Source organism: Bartonella taylorii 8TBB (assembly GCF_902825155.1).
GTDB classification, from domain to species: domain Bacteria; phylum Pseudomonadota; class Alphaproteobacteria; order Rhizobiales; family Rhizobiaceae; genus Bartonella; species Bartonella taylorii_A.
In genome coordinates, this window is the sequence record NZ_CADEAG010000001.1 from 411,223 (window position 1) to 430,275 (window position 19,053).

The 19,053-nt window shown below is 39.8% G+C and carries 10 protein-coding genes; 8 read left to right on the forward strand and 2 right to left on the reverse strand.

Going from position 1 to position 19,053, the window contains the following annotated elements:
* Positions 1 to 30 precede the first annotated feature (30 nt).
* The 8 genes from rplT to J7R13_RS01915 all read left to right on the forward strand — a co-directional run bounded on the left by rplT (position 31) and on the right by J7R13_RS01915 (position 8,600).
* Entirely contained in the window at positions 31 to 432 is a 402-nt protein-coding gene (gene rplT, locus J7R13_RS01880) for a 50S ribosomal protein L20 (RefSeq protein ID WP_208437211.1), read from the forward strand.
* A gap of 94 nt (positions 433 to 526) precedes the next feature.
* Complete coding sequence (gene pheS / locus J7R13_RS01885; protein WP_208437212.1) at positions 527 to 1,612, forward strand: phenylalanine--tRNA ligase subunit alpha; 1,086 nt, start codon at positions 527 to 529, stop codon at positions 1,610 to 1,612.
* A gap of 31 nt (positions 1,613 to 1,643) precedes the next feature.
* Positions 1,644 to 4,058 (forward strand): phenylalanine--tRNA ligase subunit beta, encoded by a 2,415-nt coding sequence (gene pheT, locus J7R13_RS01890; RefSeq protein ID WP_208437213.1) that lies wholly within the window; start codon positions 1,644 to 1,646, stop codon positions 4,056 to 4,058.
* A gap of 270 nt (positions 4,059 to 4,328) precedes the next feature.
* Positions 4,329 to 5,234, forward strand: coding sequence for a metal ABC transporter substrate-binding protein (locus J7R13_RS01895; RefSeq protein ID WP_208437214.1), 906 nt, complete (start codon positions 4,329 to 4,331; stop codon positions 5,232 to 5,234).
* Positions 5,234 to 6,064 (forward strand): manganese/iron ABC transporter ATP-binding protein, encoded by an 831-nt coding sequence (locus J7R13_RS01900; protein ID WP_208437279.1) that lies wholly within the window; start codon positions 5,234 to 5,236, stop codon positions 6,062 to 6,064. The genes J7R13_RS01895 and J7R13_RS01900 overlap by 1 nt, the downstream gene beginning before the upstream one ends.
* The gene (locus tag J7R13_RS01905; protein WP_281432484.1) at positions 6,061 to 6,927 is read left to right on the forward strand and encodes a metal ABC transporter permease; all 867 of its coding nucleotides are present in this window, start codon (positions 6,061 to 6,063) and stop codon (positions 6,925 to 6,927) included. Before J7R13_RS01900 ends, J7R13_RS01905 begins: the two co-directional genes overlap by 4 nt.
* Positions 6,924 to 7,829 carry a metal ABC transporter permease gene (locus J7R13_RS01910; protein ID WP_208437215.1) on the forward strand — a complete coding sequence of 302 codons (906 nt, stop codon included), beginning with the start codon at positions 6,924 to 6,926 and terminating at the stop codon, positions 7,827 to 7,829. The genes J7R13_RS01905 and J7R13_RS01910 overlap by 4 nt, the downstream gene beginning before the upstream one ends.
* Positions 7,830 to 8,213: 384 nt before the next feature.
* A complete protein-coding gene (locus J7R13_RS01915; RefSeq protein ID WP_208437216.1) occupies positions 8,214 to 8,600 on the forward strand; it encodes a YbaN family protein in 387 nt (128 codons plus the stop codon).
* A gap of 379 nt (positions 8,601 to 8,979) precedes the next feature.
* Here J7R13_RS01915 and pncB read toward each other — a convergent pair whose 3' ends face one another.
* Both pncB and J7R13_RS01925 read right to left on the reverse strand, forming a co-directional pair.
* Positions 8,980 to 10,284 carry a nicotinate phosphoribosyltransferase gene (gene pncB / locus J7R13_RS01920; protein WP_208437217.1) on the reverse strand — a complete coding sequence of 435 codons (1,305 nt, stop codon included), beginning with the start codon at positions 10,282 to 10,284 and terminating at the stop codon, positions 8,980 to 8,982.
* 131 nt (positions 10,285 to 10,415) lie between these two features.
* The gene (locus tag J7R13_RS01925; RefSeq protein WP_208437218.1) at positions 10,416 to 18,989 is read right to left on the reverse strand and encodes a glycoside hydrolase family 94 protein; all 8,574 of its coding nucleotides are present in this window, start codon (positions 18,987 to 18,989) and stop codon (positions 10,416 to 10,418) included.
* Positions 18,990 to 19,053: the final 64 nt, after the last annotated feature.

A 19,053-nucleotide genomic window follows, 5' to 3' on the forward strand; every position in this document is an offset into this window, starting at 1 on the left:
TTACGCTTTTGATTTTTAGGAGATTATTACATGGCACGTGTAAAAAGAGGTGTGACAGCGCACGCTAAGCACAAAAAAGTTTTGAAACAGGCTGAAGGTTTTTATGGCCGGCGCAAAAATACTATTCGTGCAGCTAAAGCGGCGGTTGATCGTTCAAAGCAGTATGCTTATCGTGATCGCAAAAATAGAAAACGTACTTTCCGTGCTTTGTGGATTCAGAGAATTAATGCCGCTGTTCGTGCAGAAGGTTTGACTTATGCGCGCTTTATTGATGGTTTATCGAAGGCTGGTATTGAGGTTGATCGTAAAGTTCTTTCAGATATAGCAGTTCACGAAACAGAAGCGTTTTCTACTTTAGTAGCTAGTGCAAAGAAGGCTTTGGAATATTTAAAAGACACGACGCCTAATGCTTTTGAAGGTGCTGTCAAGTAAGCCAGTCGTGTTCTCTTAAAGCATTCATTTATTCAGGGTCCCGTACTGGTTTTTACGAGTGCGGGTTTTTTTTATTAAAAACATAGGCAAAAAGATGAGCGATGTTGAGCGTCTGGAACAAGAAATTTGTTTAGCTTTAGAAGCGGCGGGGGATGAACAGGCACTTGAAGCAGTGCGTATTGCGGCGTTAGGCAAAAAAGGGAGCATCTCTGAAAAATTAAAAACATTAGGGAAGATGACCGCTGAAGAACGTCATAAAATGGGGCCTGCTCTTAATGGGTTAAAAAATCGTGTTTTAGAGTTATGGGCGCGAAAACGTGATCTTCTTAAAAAGCAAGCAATAGATGCGCGTCTTGTTAGCGAAACGGTTGATGTAACCTTGCCTGTTCGTTCTTCACCTATAGAACGGGGGCGTATTCATCCTATCTCACAGGTGATTGAAGAAATTATAGCTATTTACACGAATATGGGTTTTTCACTTGCGGAAGGACCAGATATTGAAACAGATTATTACAATTTTACAGCATTGAATTTTCCTGAAGGCCATCCAGCGCGTGAAATGCATGATACCTTCTTTTTTGAAGTCGATAAAGCAGGAGAGCGCAAATTATTGCGCACCCATACATCACCCGTGCAAATTCGTACGATGGAAAAACAAAAAGCACCCATACGTATCATTATTCCTGGAAAAACTTACCGTATGGATTCAGATGCGACTCATTCACCGATGTTTCATCAGGTGGAAGGTCTTGTGATTGATAAAAACTCTACCATTGCACATATGATGTGGCTTCATGAGACTTTTTGTAAAGCTTTTTTTGAAGTTTCATCTGTGAAGATGCGTTTTCGTCCCTCTTTTTTTCCTTTTACCGAACCATCTATGGAAGTGGATATCCAGTGTGACCGTTCTGGTTCAGAAGTAAAATTCGGTGAAGGACAGGATTGGCTGGAAATCTTAGGATGCGGAATGGTGCATCCTAATGTATTGAAGAATGTTGGTTTAGATCCCGATGAATATCAGGGATTTGCGTGGGGAATGGGCATTGATCGCATTGCCATGTTGAAATACGGTATGCCTGATTTGCGGGCCTTTTTTGATGCTGATTTGCGTTGGTTAGATCATTACGGCTTTCGTTGTTTTGATATGCCTGCTTTTTTTCCTGCTTTAAATAATGTGTGATCTTATCATAGCGTTGATGTGAGGTTTTAAAATGAAATTTACATTGTCTTGGTTAAAAGATCACTTAGAGACAGATGCATCTTTGAATGAAATTTGCGATAAACTAACGGCGATCGGTCTTGAGGTTGATCATGTTGATGACCGTTCTTCTTTAAAAGGTTTTGTGATTGCAAAAGTTTTAACAGCAACAAAACATCCTGACGCAGATAAATTACAGATTTTATCGGTAGATACGGGGTCTGGTACGTCTATGCAAATTGTTTGTGGGGCACCAAATGCGCGTGCTGGACTTGTTGGTGTTCTTGCATTGCCAGGCACTTATGTGCCGGGACTTGATGTGACCTTGTCTGTAGGCAAAATTCGTGGGGTTGAAAGTTTCGGGATGATGTGTTCACAAGCAGAGCTTGAATTATCAAGTGAGCATGATGGAATTATCGAACTCCCAGAGGATGCGACTATAGGAGGTTCATTCGCTGCTTATGCAGGTTTAGATGATCCAGTCATTGATATTGGTTTAACTCCCAATCGTTCTGATTGCACAGGTGTTCGCGGTATTGCGCGTGATTTAGCAGCTACTGGAATCGGGCGATTAAAAGAATTATCGTTCCCACAATTTGACGCTTCTTTTGAAACACTGCTTCATGTTTCTTTAGATTTTTCGCAAGGCTCATCGCTATGTTTAGGTTTTGCTTGGCGTGAAGTACGTAATGTTCAAAATGGGGCGTCACCGCAATGGATGCAGCAGCGTTTGAGTGCAATTGGTTTGAGACCTATTAATGCGTTGGTTGATATGACCAATTACATAAGCTTTGATCTTGGTCGTCCGCTTCATGTTTTTGATGCAGATAAGATTAAAGGGAACTTGAGTGTACGTTGTGGTCGTGAAGGTGAACAACTTCAAGCGCTTAATGGAAAAATTTATAATTTGGGTGTCAAAGATTGTGTCATCGCAGATGAAGAGGGAGTTGTTTCGATTGCCGGTATTATGGGTGGTGAAAGAACGAGCTGTGATGAGAAGACGCGTCGCGTTATTATTGAGTCAGCACTTTGGGATTCAAAGAGTATTGCGCAGACGGGACGTACATTAGGACTTATCAGTGATGCGCGTTATCGGTTTGAGCGAGGTGTTGATCCGACTTTTATGGAAAAAGGGCTTGAGATTGCAACAGAATTAGTCTTACGCCTTTGCGGTGGTGAGGTATCCAAGACGAAGATTGTTGGTTATCAGCAACCAGAAATCAAACAAATCGCTTTTCCTTTTTCTGAAATGAAGCGTTTGACAAATTTAGAAATAGAGCGTGAACAAGCCATTACTATTTTGATACAGCTTGGATTTCGTATTGAAGGGGAAGGAGATGTGGTTACCATTAAAGTGCCGACATGGCGTCCTGATATTGCTGATAAAGCTGATTTAGTAGAAGAAGTGATGAGGATTTATGGGTTGGATAAAATTAAACCCATTCCGTTAGCAGATTTTACAGCAGGAAAAGATCCAGTTTTCACAGGCGCACAGGTTCATTCACGTGTTGCGCGTTTAGCTTTAGCGCATCGTGGTATGAAGGAGGCCGTGACATGGTCCTTTATTTCTGAAAGTCAGGCTTTTGCTTTTGGTGGTGGTCAAGAACAGCTTAAATTAGTAAATCCTATTTCTGCTGACATGTCCGTGATGCGTCCTTCTCTTTTACCTAGTTTACTGATGGCAGCACAGCGCAATGCTGATCGTGGTTTTCCAGATCTTGCTTTGTTTGAGGTGTCCAGCATCTATGAAGGCGATACACCTGATAAACAGCAATGTGTTGCTGGTGGGATTCGCCGAGGAACAGAACGATTTGAAGGAGCAGGGCGTTTTTGGCATGGTGATGCTGCAACAGTTGATGTTTTTGATGCTAAAGCCGATGCATTGGCTGTTTTAGAAGCGTGCGGTATGGATATAGGCAAGATTCAAATTGGAGTTGGAGCACCTAATTGGTATCATCCTGGTCGTTCAGGGGTTATGAAGCTTGGATCAAAAATTATTCTTGGTTTTTTTGGCGTTTTTCATCCTGCTACATTGGAAAAGTTAGATGTAAGTGGTCCTTTATGTGGGTTTGAAATTTTTCTTGATAAAATTCCGGAGTCCAAGAAAAGGGTAACCAAAAGTCGTTCTCCATTGAAACTATCACCTTTTCAAATAGTGCGGCGTGATTTTGCATTTGTGGTTGATAAAACAGTGGCCTCCTCTGTTATCGTACGTGCTGCAAGTGGAGCGGATAAAAAACTTATTCATTCAGTGCAGGTTTTTGATATTTTTGAAGATTCAAGCCTTGGTGAAGATAAAAAATCTGTTGCGATTGAAGTCGCTATTCAACCCATTGAACGGACCTTAACGGATGAAGATCTAGAAGAGCTTGCTTTGAAAGTGGTAGAAAATGTCACTAAGGTGACAGATGCATGTTTGCGCTGTTAAGTCTTCTTCTCTTCTATTAGGTTATTTTATAAAGAGAGAGTACTCAAAAGTGCTCCCTCTTTTTTGGCATTCAGGATCTATAGAGCTCTTTGAAAAAAATTTTCCGTACAAAGCAGATTTTCTTTAAATCATTAGTCTTTTCAAAGTAGTAAAGAATGTTTTTAAATATCTTGAAAAGTTATTTTTTGTCAGAATCCTTCATTGCAAATGTTGAAGATAACTGTTATCTCTAAATGATAATGCAAATCATTGGCAATAAAGAGAGGATCAATGAACGTAAAAACATTTTGTACCGTATTTTTGGGAATTGTTATTTTTTTTACACCCAATTTCGCTTTTGGTGCTGGCAAATTTAAAGCTGTTACGACATTCACGATCATTGCTGATATGGCGCGTAATGTAGCAGGTGATGCAGCTGATGTTGAATCCATCACCAAACCAGGTGCTGAAATTCACGAATATCAACCTACACCTCGCGATCTTATGCGCGCCCAAGGTGCAAACCTTGTATTGTGGAATGGATTAGAATTAGAACTTTGGTTTGAAAAGTTTTTTCAAAATATCAAGGATGTTCCAAGTGTTGTTGTTTCAAAAGGCATTGTGCCAATTAAAATTGGTGAAGGACCTTTCAGCGGTAAGCCAAATCCTCATGCATGGATGTCGCCGAACTCTGCTTTGATTTATGTCGATAATATTCGTGACGCTTTTGTAAAGTATGATCCCGAGCATGCTGCTACTTATAAAGAAAATGCTGAAGTTTATAAGCAGAAGATTCGCGCAACGATTGATCCAATCAAGGCTGAATTGGAATCAGTACCGCAAGACAAGCGTTGGCTTGTGACAAGTGAGGGCGCATTTAGCTATTTGGCACGTGATTTTGATCTGAAAGAACTCTACCTATGGCCAATTAATGCTGATCAGCAAGGGACGCCACAGCAAGTTAAGCATGTTATTGACATGGTTCGCAAACACAATATCAAAGCAGTTTTTTCTGAGAGCACTATTTCTCCTGCGCCTGCTAAACAGGTTGCGAGAGAGACGGGAGCTAAATACGGCGGTGTTCTTTATGTTGATTCTCTGAGTGAAAAAGATGGTGAGGTCCCAACTTATATTGATTTATTACGTGTCACAAGCGGGCGTATTAGCAATGCGTTATTAGATGGAGTAAAAGGTTGATGACAGAATCTGGAATATTTGCTCAAGAGGTAACGGTAACTTATCGTAATGGGCATACAGCTTTACGCGATGTGAATTTTGAGAGTCCGACAGGTTCCATTACAGCATTGGTTGGCGTTAATGGATCAGGTAAGTCAACATTATTTAAAGCTATTATGGGATTTGTGCGACCATCCAAAGGAAAAATTCGCATTTTTGGTTTGCCTGTTGATACGGCTTTAAAACAAAATCTTATTGCTTATGTTCCTCAGAGTGAAGATGTTGATTGGAATTTTCCTGTTCTCGTTGAAGATGTTGTTTTGATGGGGCGGTATGGTCACATGAATTTCTTTCGCTATGCGCGGGCACGAGATTATGAGGCTGTCCGTGTTGCATTGGAACGTGTCGATATGTTGCCATTTGCTAAGCGCCAAATTGGTGAACTTTCTGGTGGGCAGAAAAAGCGTGTTTTTCTGGCACGTGCTCTTGCACAGCAGGCAAAAGCTATTTTGTTAGATGAGCCGTTTACAGGGGTTGATGTCACAACGGAAGATAAGATTATTGCTTTGTTGCAAGACCTGCGTCAAGAAGGAGCTGTGATATTAGTTTCTACCCACAATTTAGGCTCTGTTCGTGAATTTTGTGATCACACTGTCTTAGTAAAGGGAACGGTTTTGGCTTCTGGATTAACTGAAACTGTCTTTACAAAAGAAAATCTTGAGAAAACTTTTGGTGGTGCTTTACACCATCATATTTTTGATTTTCAAAACGCAAAAAAAAATAATGTTTTCACGGCAGGAAAACAATCTGTAATTTTCGAGAATATTGAAAAAGTGGAGCACGTAGCATGATGTCTTGGTTGCTTGAACCGCTGAGCTATCAATATATGGTTAATGCGATGTGGGTTTCGGGATTGGTGGGGTGTGTGTGCGCTTTTCTTTCTGCTTTTTTGATGTTGAAAGGTTGGTCGCTTATTGGTGATGCACTTTCCCATTCGATTGTACCTGGAGTAGCAGGGGCTTATCTTCTAGGGTTACCTTTTTCTCTTGGAGCATTTTTTTCTGGTGGTCTTGCTGCGGCAGCGATGCTCTTTTTTAATCACCGGACAAAACTGAAAGAAGATACTATTATTGGTCTCATTTTTTCTTCCTTTTTTGCTTTTGGCTTGTTTCTCAAATCATTAAAACCAATGGCCGTTAATATTGATACGATTGTTTTGGGAAATATTTTAGCAGTTAGCTCGTCAGATATTATACAATTGGCTTTTATTGGTTTTTTTTCTTTGCTTATATTGCTTTTGAAATGGAAAGATCTCCTTGTTTCTTTATTTGATGAGACGCACGCACGCGCTATTGGATTAAACGTAAAGTTTTTAAAGATACTTTTTTTCACATTGCTTGCCGCTTGTACTGTTGCTGCTATGCAAACAGTTGGAGCGTTTTTGGTCATTTGTCTTGTGGTGACGCCTGGAGCAACAGCTTATCTTTTAAGTGACCGTTTTGTGAATGTTTTAGTTATTGCAGTTATAATTGGGACATTCACAAGTGTATTAGGTGTCTATGTGAGTTATTTTTTGAATGCACAAACGGGTGGCGTTGTTGTACTTTTTCAAGCATTTCTATTTATTTTAGCTTTCATTTTTGCTCCTAAACATGGGTTTATAGCGGCACGCTTACGTATAAATGCGGCAAAAAAAGGTGTGATGTTATCATGATTGATCAATTACTACTTCCTTTTCAGTTTTCTTTTATGCTTAAGGGCATGCTTATTGTCATAATCCTTTCTGTTCCAATGGCGATGCTTTCTTGTTTTCTTATTTTGAAAGGATGGGCGCTTTTAGGCGATGCAATTTCTCATGCGGTTTTTCCTGGTGTTGTGCTTGGTTACATGGCGACACCGTGGGTGATAACAGTTTTGACTTCTTTGCCATTTGTTTGGTTTCAGCAAGTGCGCCCAGAGAATGTTACAATGACCTTGATTGCTTGTGGTGCTTTTATTGCAGGTATGGTTTGTGCTCTTACAACAGGTTTTTTAGGGAGCAATAGCCGTATCAAGCAGGACACGGTGATGGGTGTTGTTTTTTCGTCTATGTTTGGTTTGGGGCTTGTTTTGGCAACATCCATTTATAGTAGCTTAGACTTAAATCATATTCTATTTGGTAATCTCTTGGGTGTTAACTGGCTTGATATCACGCAGACGGCGATAATTTCTGCTGCTGTTACCTTTATTTTAGGAGCGAAATGGCGCGATTTTATGCTGTATATTTTTGATTCAGTTCAAGGTCGTGCAATGGGGTTGCGTATATCAGTACTCCACTACACTCTTTTAACAATGATTTCTCTCACGATCGTTGCAGCTTTGAAAGCCGTTGGGATTGTTCTCGTTATTTCTTTATTGATAGCACCGGGAGCAATTGCTTATCTTGTCACAAAGCGGTTTTCTTTTATGTTGGTGATTGCTATATTTATTGCCGCTTTTTCTGGTTTTTTAGGAGTTTATCTAAGTTTATTTCTTGGTTCTGATTCTGCTTCCACGATTGTGTTGATTTTGACTTTGATTTTTATCACTATTTTTACATCGACTTTTTTTCGCCGAGTTACAGTTCAGGAAATTTAAGTGTAATAAAGTTCGTGCATAGCAGACATGCGTTTTTGTCTATTGTCTCTTATGCTTGTTTTAACTAGAAGGCGTGGTGCTAGGCTGTTTTCCTCCTAATGTCTAGCAGATGGATGCAGTATGTATTCTCCCCCCAACACTGCATTCGTAATTGAGAGGCTGCATTGATTTATTCTGCAGCCTTTTTATTTTTTGTTTTCCCAACAATTTATTTTGCTTTCTTGAAACTTTTAAAATGATTATCATATTGCGTAAGTTGTTCTACGCGTTGAGAGGAGTAATTACCGAAAAATACGCTTATGAGTGAAATAGTATTGAGAAGTGGTTGTGTACCAAAGCGTGTAATATATTATGACTTTTCGTAGAGGAAAATGGTGCTAGAAGATGAAAAAAGATTTTACTACATCTCACCCTTTGCGTATCTTCATGTCTGTAGTGGGTTGGGCAATGGTTATATTGGGTATCATCGGCATAGTGCTCCCTATTATGCCAACCGTACCCTTTTTGTTAGTTGCTTCATGGTGTTTTGCGCGTTCATCACCACGTTTTCATCATTGGTTGAATAATCACCGCGTTTTCGGTCCGCCTATTAAGCAATGGGAAGAAAAGAGAGCTATTCCACCATTAATTAAAGTTTTTGCGGTGGTGAGTATGGCGGGAGGCTTTTTATCATTTTTGATGATGCTGCACCCTGCTTTGTGGTTTGCTTTGTTGGTTGCGGCTGTTTTATTGTTGATAGCCATTTATATTGTGACGCGTCCATCTTCATAATGACAGAAATAAAAAGCTTTATGAATCAAATGCTCTTTTTATCTTTGCTAGTGCGTTAGATTTATTGACAGAGATTTTCCACTCTCAAATTTAGTTAACGTTTCCATACCAAGGATGTATATGAGATAATAAGTTTTTTAGAGGGTTCATGAGATAGAATGATATATTCGTGAAACAATTTTATGAGCAGAGAGGATTATATAACACCTTAATCAAGTACGCTCGTAAAATTACTTTGATCAGCAATGATAGATTACATTGATAGAGAAGCACTACACTATTTTGTTAATGCTGAGAGAGTCTGCATCAGCTGACTAGTATCCATCAGTAATTGATTTTATAGCCGTTTGTATTTAATTTTATACAAATAAGCTTATGATTAAGTTTTTATAGGTATGGCAACACGTTTTTGATTACCAAAAAAATTGAGATAACGTTCTATTTCTTGCGGATTACCGATGGTTTTTTCAGGATTATCCGAGAGTTTTACAGCTGGTCGACCATTGGCATGAGTGGCTTTACAAACAAGGGAAAGAGCATCAAAGGTTGCAATTTCTTGGGGTGCACAACCTGCAAAATCATTGGTAAGATCTGTTCCCCATCCGAAACTCATACGCACTCTCCCGTGGAAATGATGATAAGTTTTTTCAATAGTATTGACATCAAGGGCATCAGAAAAAATCAATAATTTTTCGCGTGGATCTTTTCCTTTTTCTTTCCACCATTGGATAATGCGTTCGCCACCTTCAATGGGTGGAGCACTATCAGGTCTGAAACCTGTCCAATCAGCCACCCAATCTGGTGCATTGCATAAAAATGCTTCTGTACCAAAGGTATCAGGCAAAACAATGAGAAGATTTCCACCATAATAACGGTTCCAATCTTGCAGAACTTTATAAGGTGCTTTGCACAATTCGTTATCGTTATTAGCAAGAGCAGCAATGACCATGGGCAATTCATGTGCATTGGTTCCAAGAGCTTCTAAATCTGTATCCATGGCGAGAAGAACGTTGGAAGTCCCAGTAAAAGAATCGCCAATACCTTCTTTTAATGCTTCAACGCACCAGCGTTGCCATAAAAAAGAATGACGACGCCTTGTACCAAAATCAGATATTTTAATATCAGGCAATTTTTTAAGCCGCTCAACTTTACTCCACATTTTTGCTTTAGCACGTGCATAAAGCACATCAAGAGCAAAACGATCTAGTTTTTTCATAGCAGCACGTGAACGTAATTCACTGATAATAGCAAGGGCGGGGATTTCCCACATCGAGCTATGGGACCACGAACCATGAAAATGGAGGATATATTGGCCATCTTTGCGGGTGAGTTCATATTCTGGCAGTTGAAAGTTCTCGAGCCAATGAAGAAAATCTGGTTCGAAAATTTGTTTGCGTCCATAAAATGTATTACCAGCAAGCCAGATCATTTCTTTTTTTGTAAAGCGCAAACTGAGGGCGTGATCAAGTTGAGCACGCAATTCAGCCTCATCAATATCATCGGCGAGACGTATTGTTTTGGTACGGTTTATGAGGGAGAAAGTAACATTAACATTTGGATAAAGCCCCCAAATCATTTGTACCATAAGAAGTTTATAAAAATCCGTATCCAAAAGTGAACGAATAATAGGATCAAGTTTCCAAGTATGATTATAAACACGTCTCGCAATATCTGGATGATTCATAACCCTTTTTCTTTCAGTCTTGTGGAATCTAAAATTACTGTACACCAACACGATCAATATAGGGAATACAGGGACGATAACAACTCTATGGTTTTGGGCAAGAATAAAAAATCCGTTTCATTTTTCTGTTTTTAAGATTTAACAATACGTATGATTTCATATTTTCCCGTTTTTTTTAACTTTATTCCTGCGTGAACCTTGGCATATTTTTTACCATTAATACTGAGTGTATTTTCAGATCCCCATTTCACTTTAATGGTATAAACAGCATCATGAAACTTCATTTTTGCTTCGTATTCTGGCCATAAGGAAGGCAAATTTGGACGTAAAAATAATTGATTAGCTTGACGATTAATTCCAAGAATGTTTTGGGTTGCCGCGCGGTAGAACCAGCCTGCTGAACCTGTATACCATGTCCAACCACCTTGTCCACGACGTGGTTGGGTAGCGTAAATATCTGCGGACATGACATAAGGTTCAACACGATAAGTTTCAGGATTTTGCCCATGGGTAATGGGATTGATCATAGAAAACAAACTATAGGCTTTGTCCCTTTCACCCATTTCAGCAAGCGCTAAAATGCTCCAAATAGCACCATGCGTGTATTGACCACCATTTTCTCGTATTCCAGGAGGATAGCCTTTAATATAACCAGGTTCCAGAATACTTTTATCAAAAGGTGGCCAGAAAAGACGTATAAGTCCGCCGTCTTCATCACACAGATGTTCAAGCATGGATGCCATTGCTTGTTTTTGACGCTCAAGAGATGCCATTTGAGAAATGACAGCCCAAGATTGAGCAATAGTATCAATTTGGCATTCATCATTTATTTTAGAACCGAGAGGGGTTCCATCATCAAAATACCCTCGTCGATACCAAGCGCCATCCCAACTGTGGTTTTCTAGAGCATTCGTCAGACGTTTAAGGTGTGCACTCCATGATTGCATATGGCTGTTATCGCCACGGCTTTGAGCAAGGGGGATGAATGCTTTTAGCGTGGTTCCAAGAAACCACCCTAACCAAGTGCTTTCGCCTTTCCCTTCAATGCCTACCAAATTCATGCCATCATTCCAATCACCGCCGAGAATAAGCGGAAGTCCGTGTTGTCCACAGCGCTTTATGGCAAGGTCTAAAGCTAAAGCGCAATGTTCATAGACCGTTGCAATTTTTGAAGATTGTGTGGGTTGAAAATAAGCATCGTGTTGTCCATCGTTGAGAGCAGCTCCTTCAATGAAAGTGATTGGAGTATCGAGAAATGCGTAGTCGCCAGTCGTGTTGACATAAAGAGCTGTTCCATAAGCAAGCCAGACGATATCATCAGAAATGTGTGTGCGAACACCAGCATTGGTATGAGGGAGCCACCAATGCTGTACATCACCTTCAGGAAATTGATGCGCTACAGCATTTAACAATTGTTCACGCGCTAGTTTTGGTTCTAGCAATAACAAAGACAAGCTGTCTTGCAATTGGTCGCGAAAGCCAAATGCACCACTCGCTTGATAAAAAGCTGCGCGCGCCATCATGCGACAAGCATAGACTTGATAAGGAAGCCAATGATTGACCATAATATCAAAAGAGGGATCAGGTGTTTTTACTTGGAGGGGGGAAACAAAATGACTCCATTGTTGTTTTTGTTGTGTGAGCAGAATTTCAAAATCACTTGCACGTACTTGGTCTAGTAATTTTTCAGCCTCTTGTATATTTTCAGCACTACCAAGATAGAAAACGATTTCTTTTTTTTGTCCTGGGAGAAGATCAATATCATAGGCTAATGCTGAACAAGGATCACATCCTGTTTCAACCGTATTTGAAAGGGCGCCGGCTTTACGGATTGCGTGAGGATGTGTAACTGTTCCTGTTGGCCCGATAAACTCAGTGCGATTGGTGGTGGTGCTAGATGGTATTTCGGATGCGGATAAAAATGCTACGTGTTGAGATTTTTCGATATGATAGGGATTTTGAATAAAATGTGCACCACGTTTGGGATCATAAGAGGCAAGTATAAAAGGTGCATATTTTGTACGAATGTTTCCTAACACCCATTCAACATAATTGTAAAGACGTAAGTATCGCGGTTTCTTTCCTTCATTTTTAAGGATGAGACGTGAAAGGCGAGCCGATTTTTCTCGATCGAGTGTATGAGTAAGTTCTAATGTGATCTCTGAATGGGTAGATTTAAAGGTTGAGAATCCAAAACCATGGCAAGCTTCATAGATAACATTTTCATTACATTCAACGGCAGAAACAGGCGAGAAACGTTTTAAAGATAAGCGATCTACAAGGTAAAGTGCTTCTCCTGGACGGTTAGAAATGGGATCATTACTCCAAGGGGTTAATTGATAATCGCGGCTATTGTTTGCCCAAGTAAAAAGTGCACCTTCAGCAGAAACATGGAAACCAAAATTATGGTTAGCAATGACGTTAATCCATGGATGTGGTGTGGTGGTGTGTCCATGAAGACGTGTCACATAATAGTTATGCTGGTTAAACCCGCCATAACCATTCCAATATTGTAGGCCTTGTCCATCAACAGGGAGAATAGAATCTTTTTGATGACTGATAAGACCAATGGAAGCAAAAAGGCTTTGTTTTGTTTGTGTCGTAACTTGTCTTCCCTCGTTGCACTTTTTGTAGTTTAATTGATAATGAGATTCTTGATGACTATTGATTGCGAGATCAAAATCACTCTCATCAAGTCGTTTGAGCTGTTCAAACAAAGAGCCATTTTGGGCATCAAGAATGATGCGTGCTGATGCAAGAAGTGTCTTAAGGCTTTGGTCATTTATTTGATCACGTTGAAGCGTAAAAATATGTTGGCGTTCATTCGTGTCATGAGTGTGGTGGCGATAAGATTCGCATACCCATTCAATAGCACGTTGCGTATCTTGTATATAAGAACATGCTTGTTCATTGAGAATGACTAGGTCAACAATGAGGCCGCGCATGCGCCAATATTCATGTGCTTTAAGCAGTTCGCATAAAACAGTTATGTCTCCCTTATTATCTAATCTAAGAAGACAGATAGGGTAGTCTCCTGAAAGAGACATGGGCCAAAGATCAGATTGTTTACCGAGAGCTTTTGCTAATATTTTTGGAGAAAGACTCCATTTTCGGTCGGGATAAATAAGCGGTGTTGCATATTTTTGATACGTAATAGCTTCTTTAAGGTTGATGCCACTCTGATATAGCGAGACCTGCGAACGTGTCCACGCCATTGAAAATTCTTGCTGGAATATATTAGATTGTCGATAATGATTAATATGATTTTGCAGTGTTTCTTTTGTATTGGCAGCAAAAGTCCAAAAAATAAGTTCTGCTTTTTCATGTGCTGGGATTTTTATACGGCACCGGAGAGAGATGATCGGATCAAGAACACAACCTTGACTATTGTTAAAACGAGAATTTTGATCAAATGCCGCAGGTCGATGAATAGATCGACCTCGTCCAATAAACAGGGAGCGATCAGTTTCAGCTTCTACCTCTTGGAGAGTATCTGTTGTATCTGTAACAAAATGGGCAATATGAATCTCAGGGTCACTAGGTGAACGTTTACGCCTTTTGGCAAAAATCGTTCTTCTTTCCTCAGTAATTTCTGTTTCTATAAACATCCGAGAAAAAACAGGATGAGCGCAATCCGTATCCATTGTTGCAAGTGCTAGTTCGCCATAAGAGGTCACTTCAATGAGGCGCTCTTTGTTTGTTATATTTATAAGTTGAATACGTCGACCTTCACCGCACCCTTCAGATGTAATGAGACATTCAAGTGTTGATTTAATGCCGTCAACCATTTTCGTATATTCAGCTTTTTCATCTGTAAAAATGCAGATCGCTTCTTCTTCGACAACGCGTGTTGGTTCACCGGTAACAGACCACCAGCGTCCACTATGCGTATCACGGAGGAAGAATAAAGTACCTTGTTGATCTTCTGTCGTATCAGGAAGAAAGCGTGTAATCGCATAATTATGCCAACGGCTATAACCAGAGCCATTAGCGGTTAACATTACAGAGTAAAAACCATTGGATAAGAGCAAAGTTGCACGTGGTTTAAGAAGCGGGTTAGTAATAATGCGCAAAGGGACATCATCAAATTCTCGAGGGTTATTGCGCATTTGATTCATAACTTTGGTATGAATGATGGGAATTTGATGTGGAGCTCTTTCCTGTAATAATAATTGTACAGTTTCAATGATTGGATCACGGTGAAAACGATCGCGCATCCGCCCTTGAAAAATAACATTGTTAATGGCAAGAATGGACATGCCGTGATGGTGCGCATAATAATTACGCACAACAGCGTATTTTTTTCCTGTTGGCAGGCGTGAAGGGGTGAAGTCAACAGAGTCATAATAACCATATGTACCTAAAGCTCCAAGATCACGCAGCCGTTTTAAATTAGTTACAGCTTTGGTAGGCACGTATTGTGCTGCTAGAAGACTGGCATAGGGAGCAATAACAGCATTGCGTGAGAGACCACGTTGGAGTCCGAGGTTTGGTGCACCAAAATTGGCGTATTGGTAATTCATTAAGTGATCGCGAGCGTTAAATGCCGCTTCTGAAATACCCCAAGGTAATCTCCGTTTATGGGCGTATTGTATTTGATGACGAATAATAAGCCTATTAGTTTGATCTAAAAGAGACCCTAAAGGTTCGCACGTAACGAGGGACGGCATGAGATATTCGAACATGGAACCAGACCATGATAAGAGCGCGCTCTTCCAACCAATGGGGACGAGGAGGCGGCCAAGATGGAACCAATGTTTAATTTTTATATCGCCTTTCGCAATGGCAAAAAGACTTGCGAGGCGGGCTTCTGAAGCCAGTAGATCATAACAGCTTTCATCAAGTTTGTTTTCTTGAACACGATATCCAATGGACAAAAGATGCCTTTTAGGTTGTTCTAAAAAGTCAAATTTCATATCAAAGGCTATTTGTCGTGCCTTTACAGCTAAAGTGTTTAATTTTTTACGTAGTTTTTCACTGTCGTAATCGCTAGTAGCATCATGATGATGGGCTTCACAGGTTTCTACAAGACATTTGGCCCAAGAGAGTGCACGAGCGGATTCTATTGTTTGGATTTTTTGATTGAGCTCTTTTATTAAGTATAAAATATCACAGGCTGCGAGAGAAAGGTTAGTAGTGTAAAAAGTGGTTGTATCTGGTTTTTTGATGAAAACACTGATGGAGTGATAAAAATTGGTGATATGTTGTTCGATTTGTTGACGTAGGGGATGTGGAATATATTGATTATCTGGAATCTCTTTGACAGTTTCTTCAAGAATAGCATTAACATCACGTAAGCCTGCTCGATCACTTTGAAAAAAAACATGAGGTTTTTCAGCCCATTCACTTAAGGCTGAAGAGAGCGTCACCAAATGGCCAGCAAGATTTCCTGAATCAACCGTTGATATATAAGTTGGTAAGAGAGGTTTGAGTGTATCCGTTTCATACCAATTGTAGAGATGACCACGGAACTTTTCCATTTTTTCAAGAGAGCGTAATGTACATTCAACGCGTGTAATAGCCTCTGCAAAACTAATCCAACCAAAATCACGAGCAGCGATAATAGAAAGTAGATAAACTCCAATATTTGTAGGGGATGTCCGCTGGGCAACAAGAGGTTCTGGATCTTCTTGAAAATTATCGGGTGGTAAATAATTGTTTTGCGCATTAACAAAGGTTGCATAATAGAGCCATGTCCGTCGTGCAATGCATCGCAGGGTTTCTTTATCCCCTGAAGATATATGAAGAGTAGCTTCAAATGTTGAGGGTTGGCTGACAATCCACGCAATTAAGGGTGAAAAAAACCATGCGAGTCCAAAGGGCAAAGCAAGAAAGCTTGTAAAACTATGAAAAGAGAAAGGCAGCGCTATGGCAAGAATACCAATGAGCGATGCTGGCCACATTGTAAGGATATAGAAACCCAAACTATTAGGCATTGTTTTTGTTGAGGTGGAGGTTTTCCATTCAAGGAGGTGCTGTTTTGAAATCCCCATGCGATAGAGTGTGCGAACAATTGCATCAGTCATAAAATAAGCAGAATGAGCAATAAACGTGGTTTTAAGAAATATATTTGTTAGCGTAAAGATACTTTTGTTCAAAATCAATCGAAGATATCCACGTAAAGAATGATTAATATTGGAGGGAACAAAAGTTTTTAATACGCCTAAAATTGGTGAGACAAAGAGGCTAAGTAGCAAGAATGTTTGCCAAATGATTGCACTTTTTAACGGTAAAAGAGACCACCCTGTGATTGCTGCGATCAACCACATAAGTGGTGTGAGAGAGCGGCGCAGATTATCTTGCATTTTCCAACGCGTAATGGAGTTAATTTTATGGGGGGAAAAGAGATAAGGCAAGAGTTGCCAATCACCACGAATCCAACGGTGATGACGCGCAACATCAACATTATAAGCTGTTGGATAATCTTCAATCACTTCTACATTACTTACTAATGCAGTGCGTGCATATCCTCCTTCCAAGAGATCATGACTAAGAACAGTATTTTCTTTAATTTTACCCTTAAGTGCTTGTTGAAATGCATCAATATTATAAAGGCCTTTGCCTATGAAAGTTCCTTCTCCCAAAAGATCTTGATAAGTGTCAGAAACAGCAAAAACATAAGGATCAATGCCGCGATTGGTAGAAAAAAACCGTTGCAGAATTGATGTTACTTTTCCTGTTGTAAGAGAAGGTGTAATACGCGGTTGCAAAATGCTATAACCTTTTACAACTTTTCCATTGTGTGGATCAAAAATGGGATGGTTGAGCGGATAGTTAAGTTTTCCAACGAGTTTTGTAACACTTTCAGGGGTAAGACGTGTATCTGAATCTAGAGTCATCACAAAACGACAATCCATGGGAAGGTGTGGATTGGGGGGATAAAAGCTTGTGTTTTTATCGCCTCTTAATAGCAGATTAAGTTCATAAAGTTTACCACGTTTGCGTTCCCATCCCATCCAGCATTTTTCGCTAGCATTATAAAGGCGCCGACGATGTAAAAGGAAAAAGAGGGGAATGTCATAACGATGATAACGATGATTGAGTTTATCAATACTCCTTTGCGCATAATGCAATAGATCAAGATCATCTTGTGTTTGTTCAAAGGAAGAGTCATCCCAATCCGTAATGAGGGCAAAATGAATGGCGCCTTTGGGATTGGAAAGGTAGTGTATTTCAAGATTGCGCACTTGTTCATCAATATAATCGCGTGATGTGATGAGAGTAGGAACGACAACCATTGTACGTGCATTTTTAGGAATACCTTCTTTATATTCATAACCAATGAGCTGTTTTGATGGCATAAACCATGAAACAACAGTGTTAAAGAAAGCAAAAGCTGCATCCATAGCAGGAAAAAGCGCCAATGCGGTAAAGAGAAAGGTTGTCCTTGGTGTTGTTCCAGATGTCTCTAAGAAAGCGTAGACAGCAAGTAAAAGAGCAAAGGTTAAAAGAGAAACAGGAATTGCAATAATTCTTATTTTTGAACAACAAAGGGCTTGGATCCATTTTATGAAAAGGGGTGGAGTGTATCCACAAGCCTTTTCAAGAATATGTCGTCCCTCATCAACGAGATACCAGCCAACAGAGGGATTATTATGATGAGAGGACTCTTTAGAGGAAGAGGATGTCATCTCTACAGCTTTTCGTGCAACTTCCAGCTCATTGAGAGGTGAAAGGCGCGCAATCTTTTCAATCACTTGCCGATAGATATTGCGTGAGTGAGAATCAATTTTGGAAAAATCACTGTTTTCATGCAAAATAAAGTCTACAGAACTCACTGTTTCAAACCATATTGTCCAATCAGTATCATCAATGGCTTTAAGGGAACGAATAATATTGCCCATGGTTACACCATCTGAAGCTTGCCGAGTATGTTCATCGGCTGTTGCAATTTCTAAGCTACTGTTTTTGCTCTGTAATTGCTTTTCAAGCCAAGTGAGTGCTGTTGTTGAATCGATAGATGCACCACGTAGACGATAGAATAAATGCGCTGAAAAGGTTGAGTCGGCAGTGAATGGTTTATATAGCGTAAAAAGGGTGTGTAATTTTGTTTCATTGTCTGCGAGAGAAATTTTATCAGCTATTTTATGAGCGAGATGACGCATATACCGTGTTTGTTCAATACGTAATGAAAGACGACGAACATTTTCAATCAACAGCATTTGCATGACAGAAGGGAGCGCCCATAACTCACCAATTTCAAGGGCGCAAACTTTTTGGAATCCATTGATTGTAGCTGTGAGTGTTTCTTGTGAAAATTCGCTATCTGTGTGAGCAATATAAAGCCAAGCTAAAGCAAAAATGCGTGGTATGCCTGTTTTTTGTTTATAAAGAGGAAGTTGCTTGATGAAGGACTTTGATAAGTCACGTCGTAGTTGTTGTATAGTTTTGTCAATGGTATAATAATTATCAATGAGCCATTGAGCAGATGGTGCAATAGTTTCATCATTGTGAGCGGCAACATCGCTGATATGAAAGGCGTGGAGAATAAGTTTGGCATTTTCCCTCAACCTTTTGTGAAAATTATTTTCTCCTTTATATTCAGGAAGTGGGATTTCTCTTTTCGAAGCTATATCATGGCCTAATTTATAGAGTTCATTCTGCTGCTTATAAGTTGAGCGAATAGGAAAGTTGGTTTCAGTAAGATAGAGGTGTTCTGTTTTTTGAGAAAAAAAACACTTCATGAAAGATATTGTGTGTGCCATAATATTCTTTGTTATTTAATTACGCGGTTTCTTTATATTTAATAGGCTGTGAACACTTTATCTT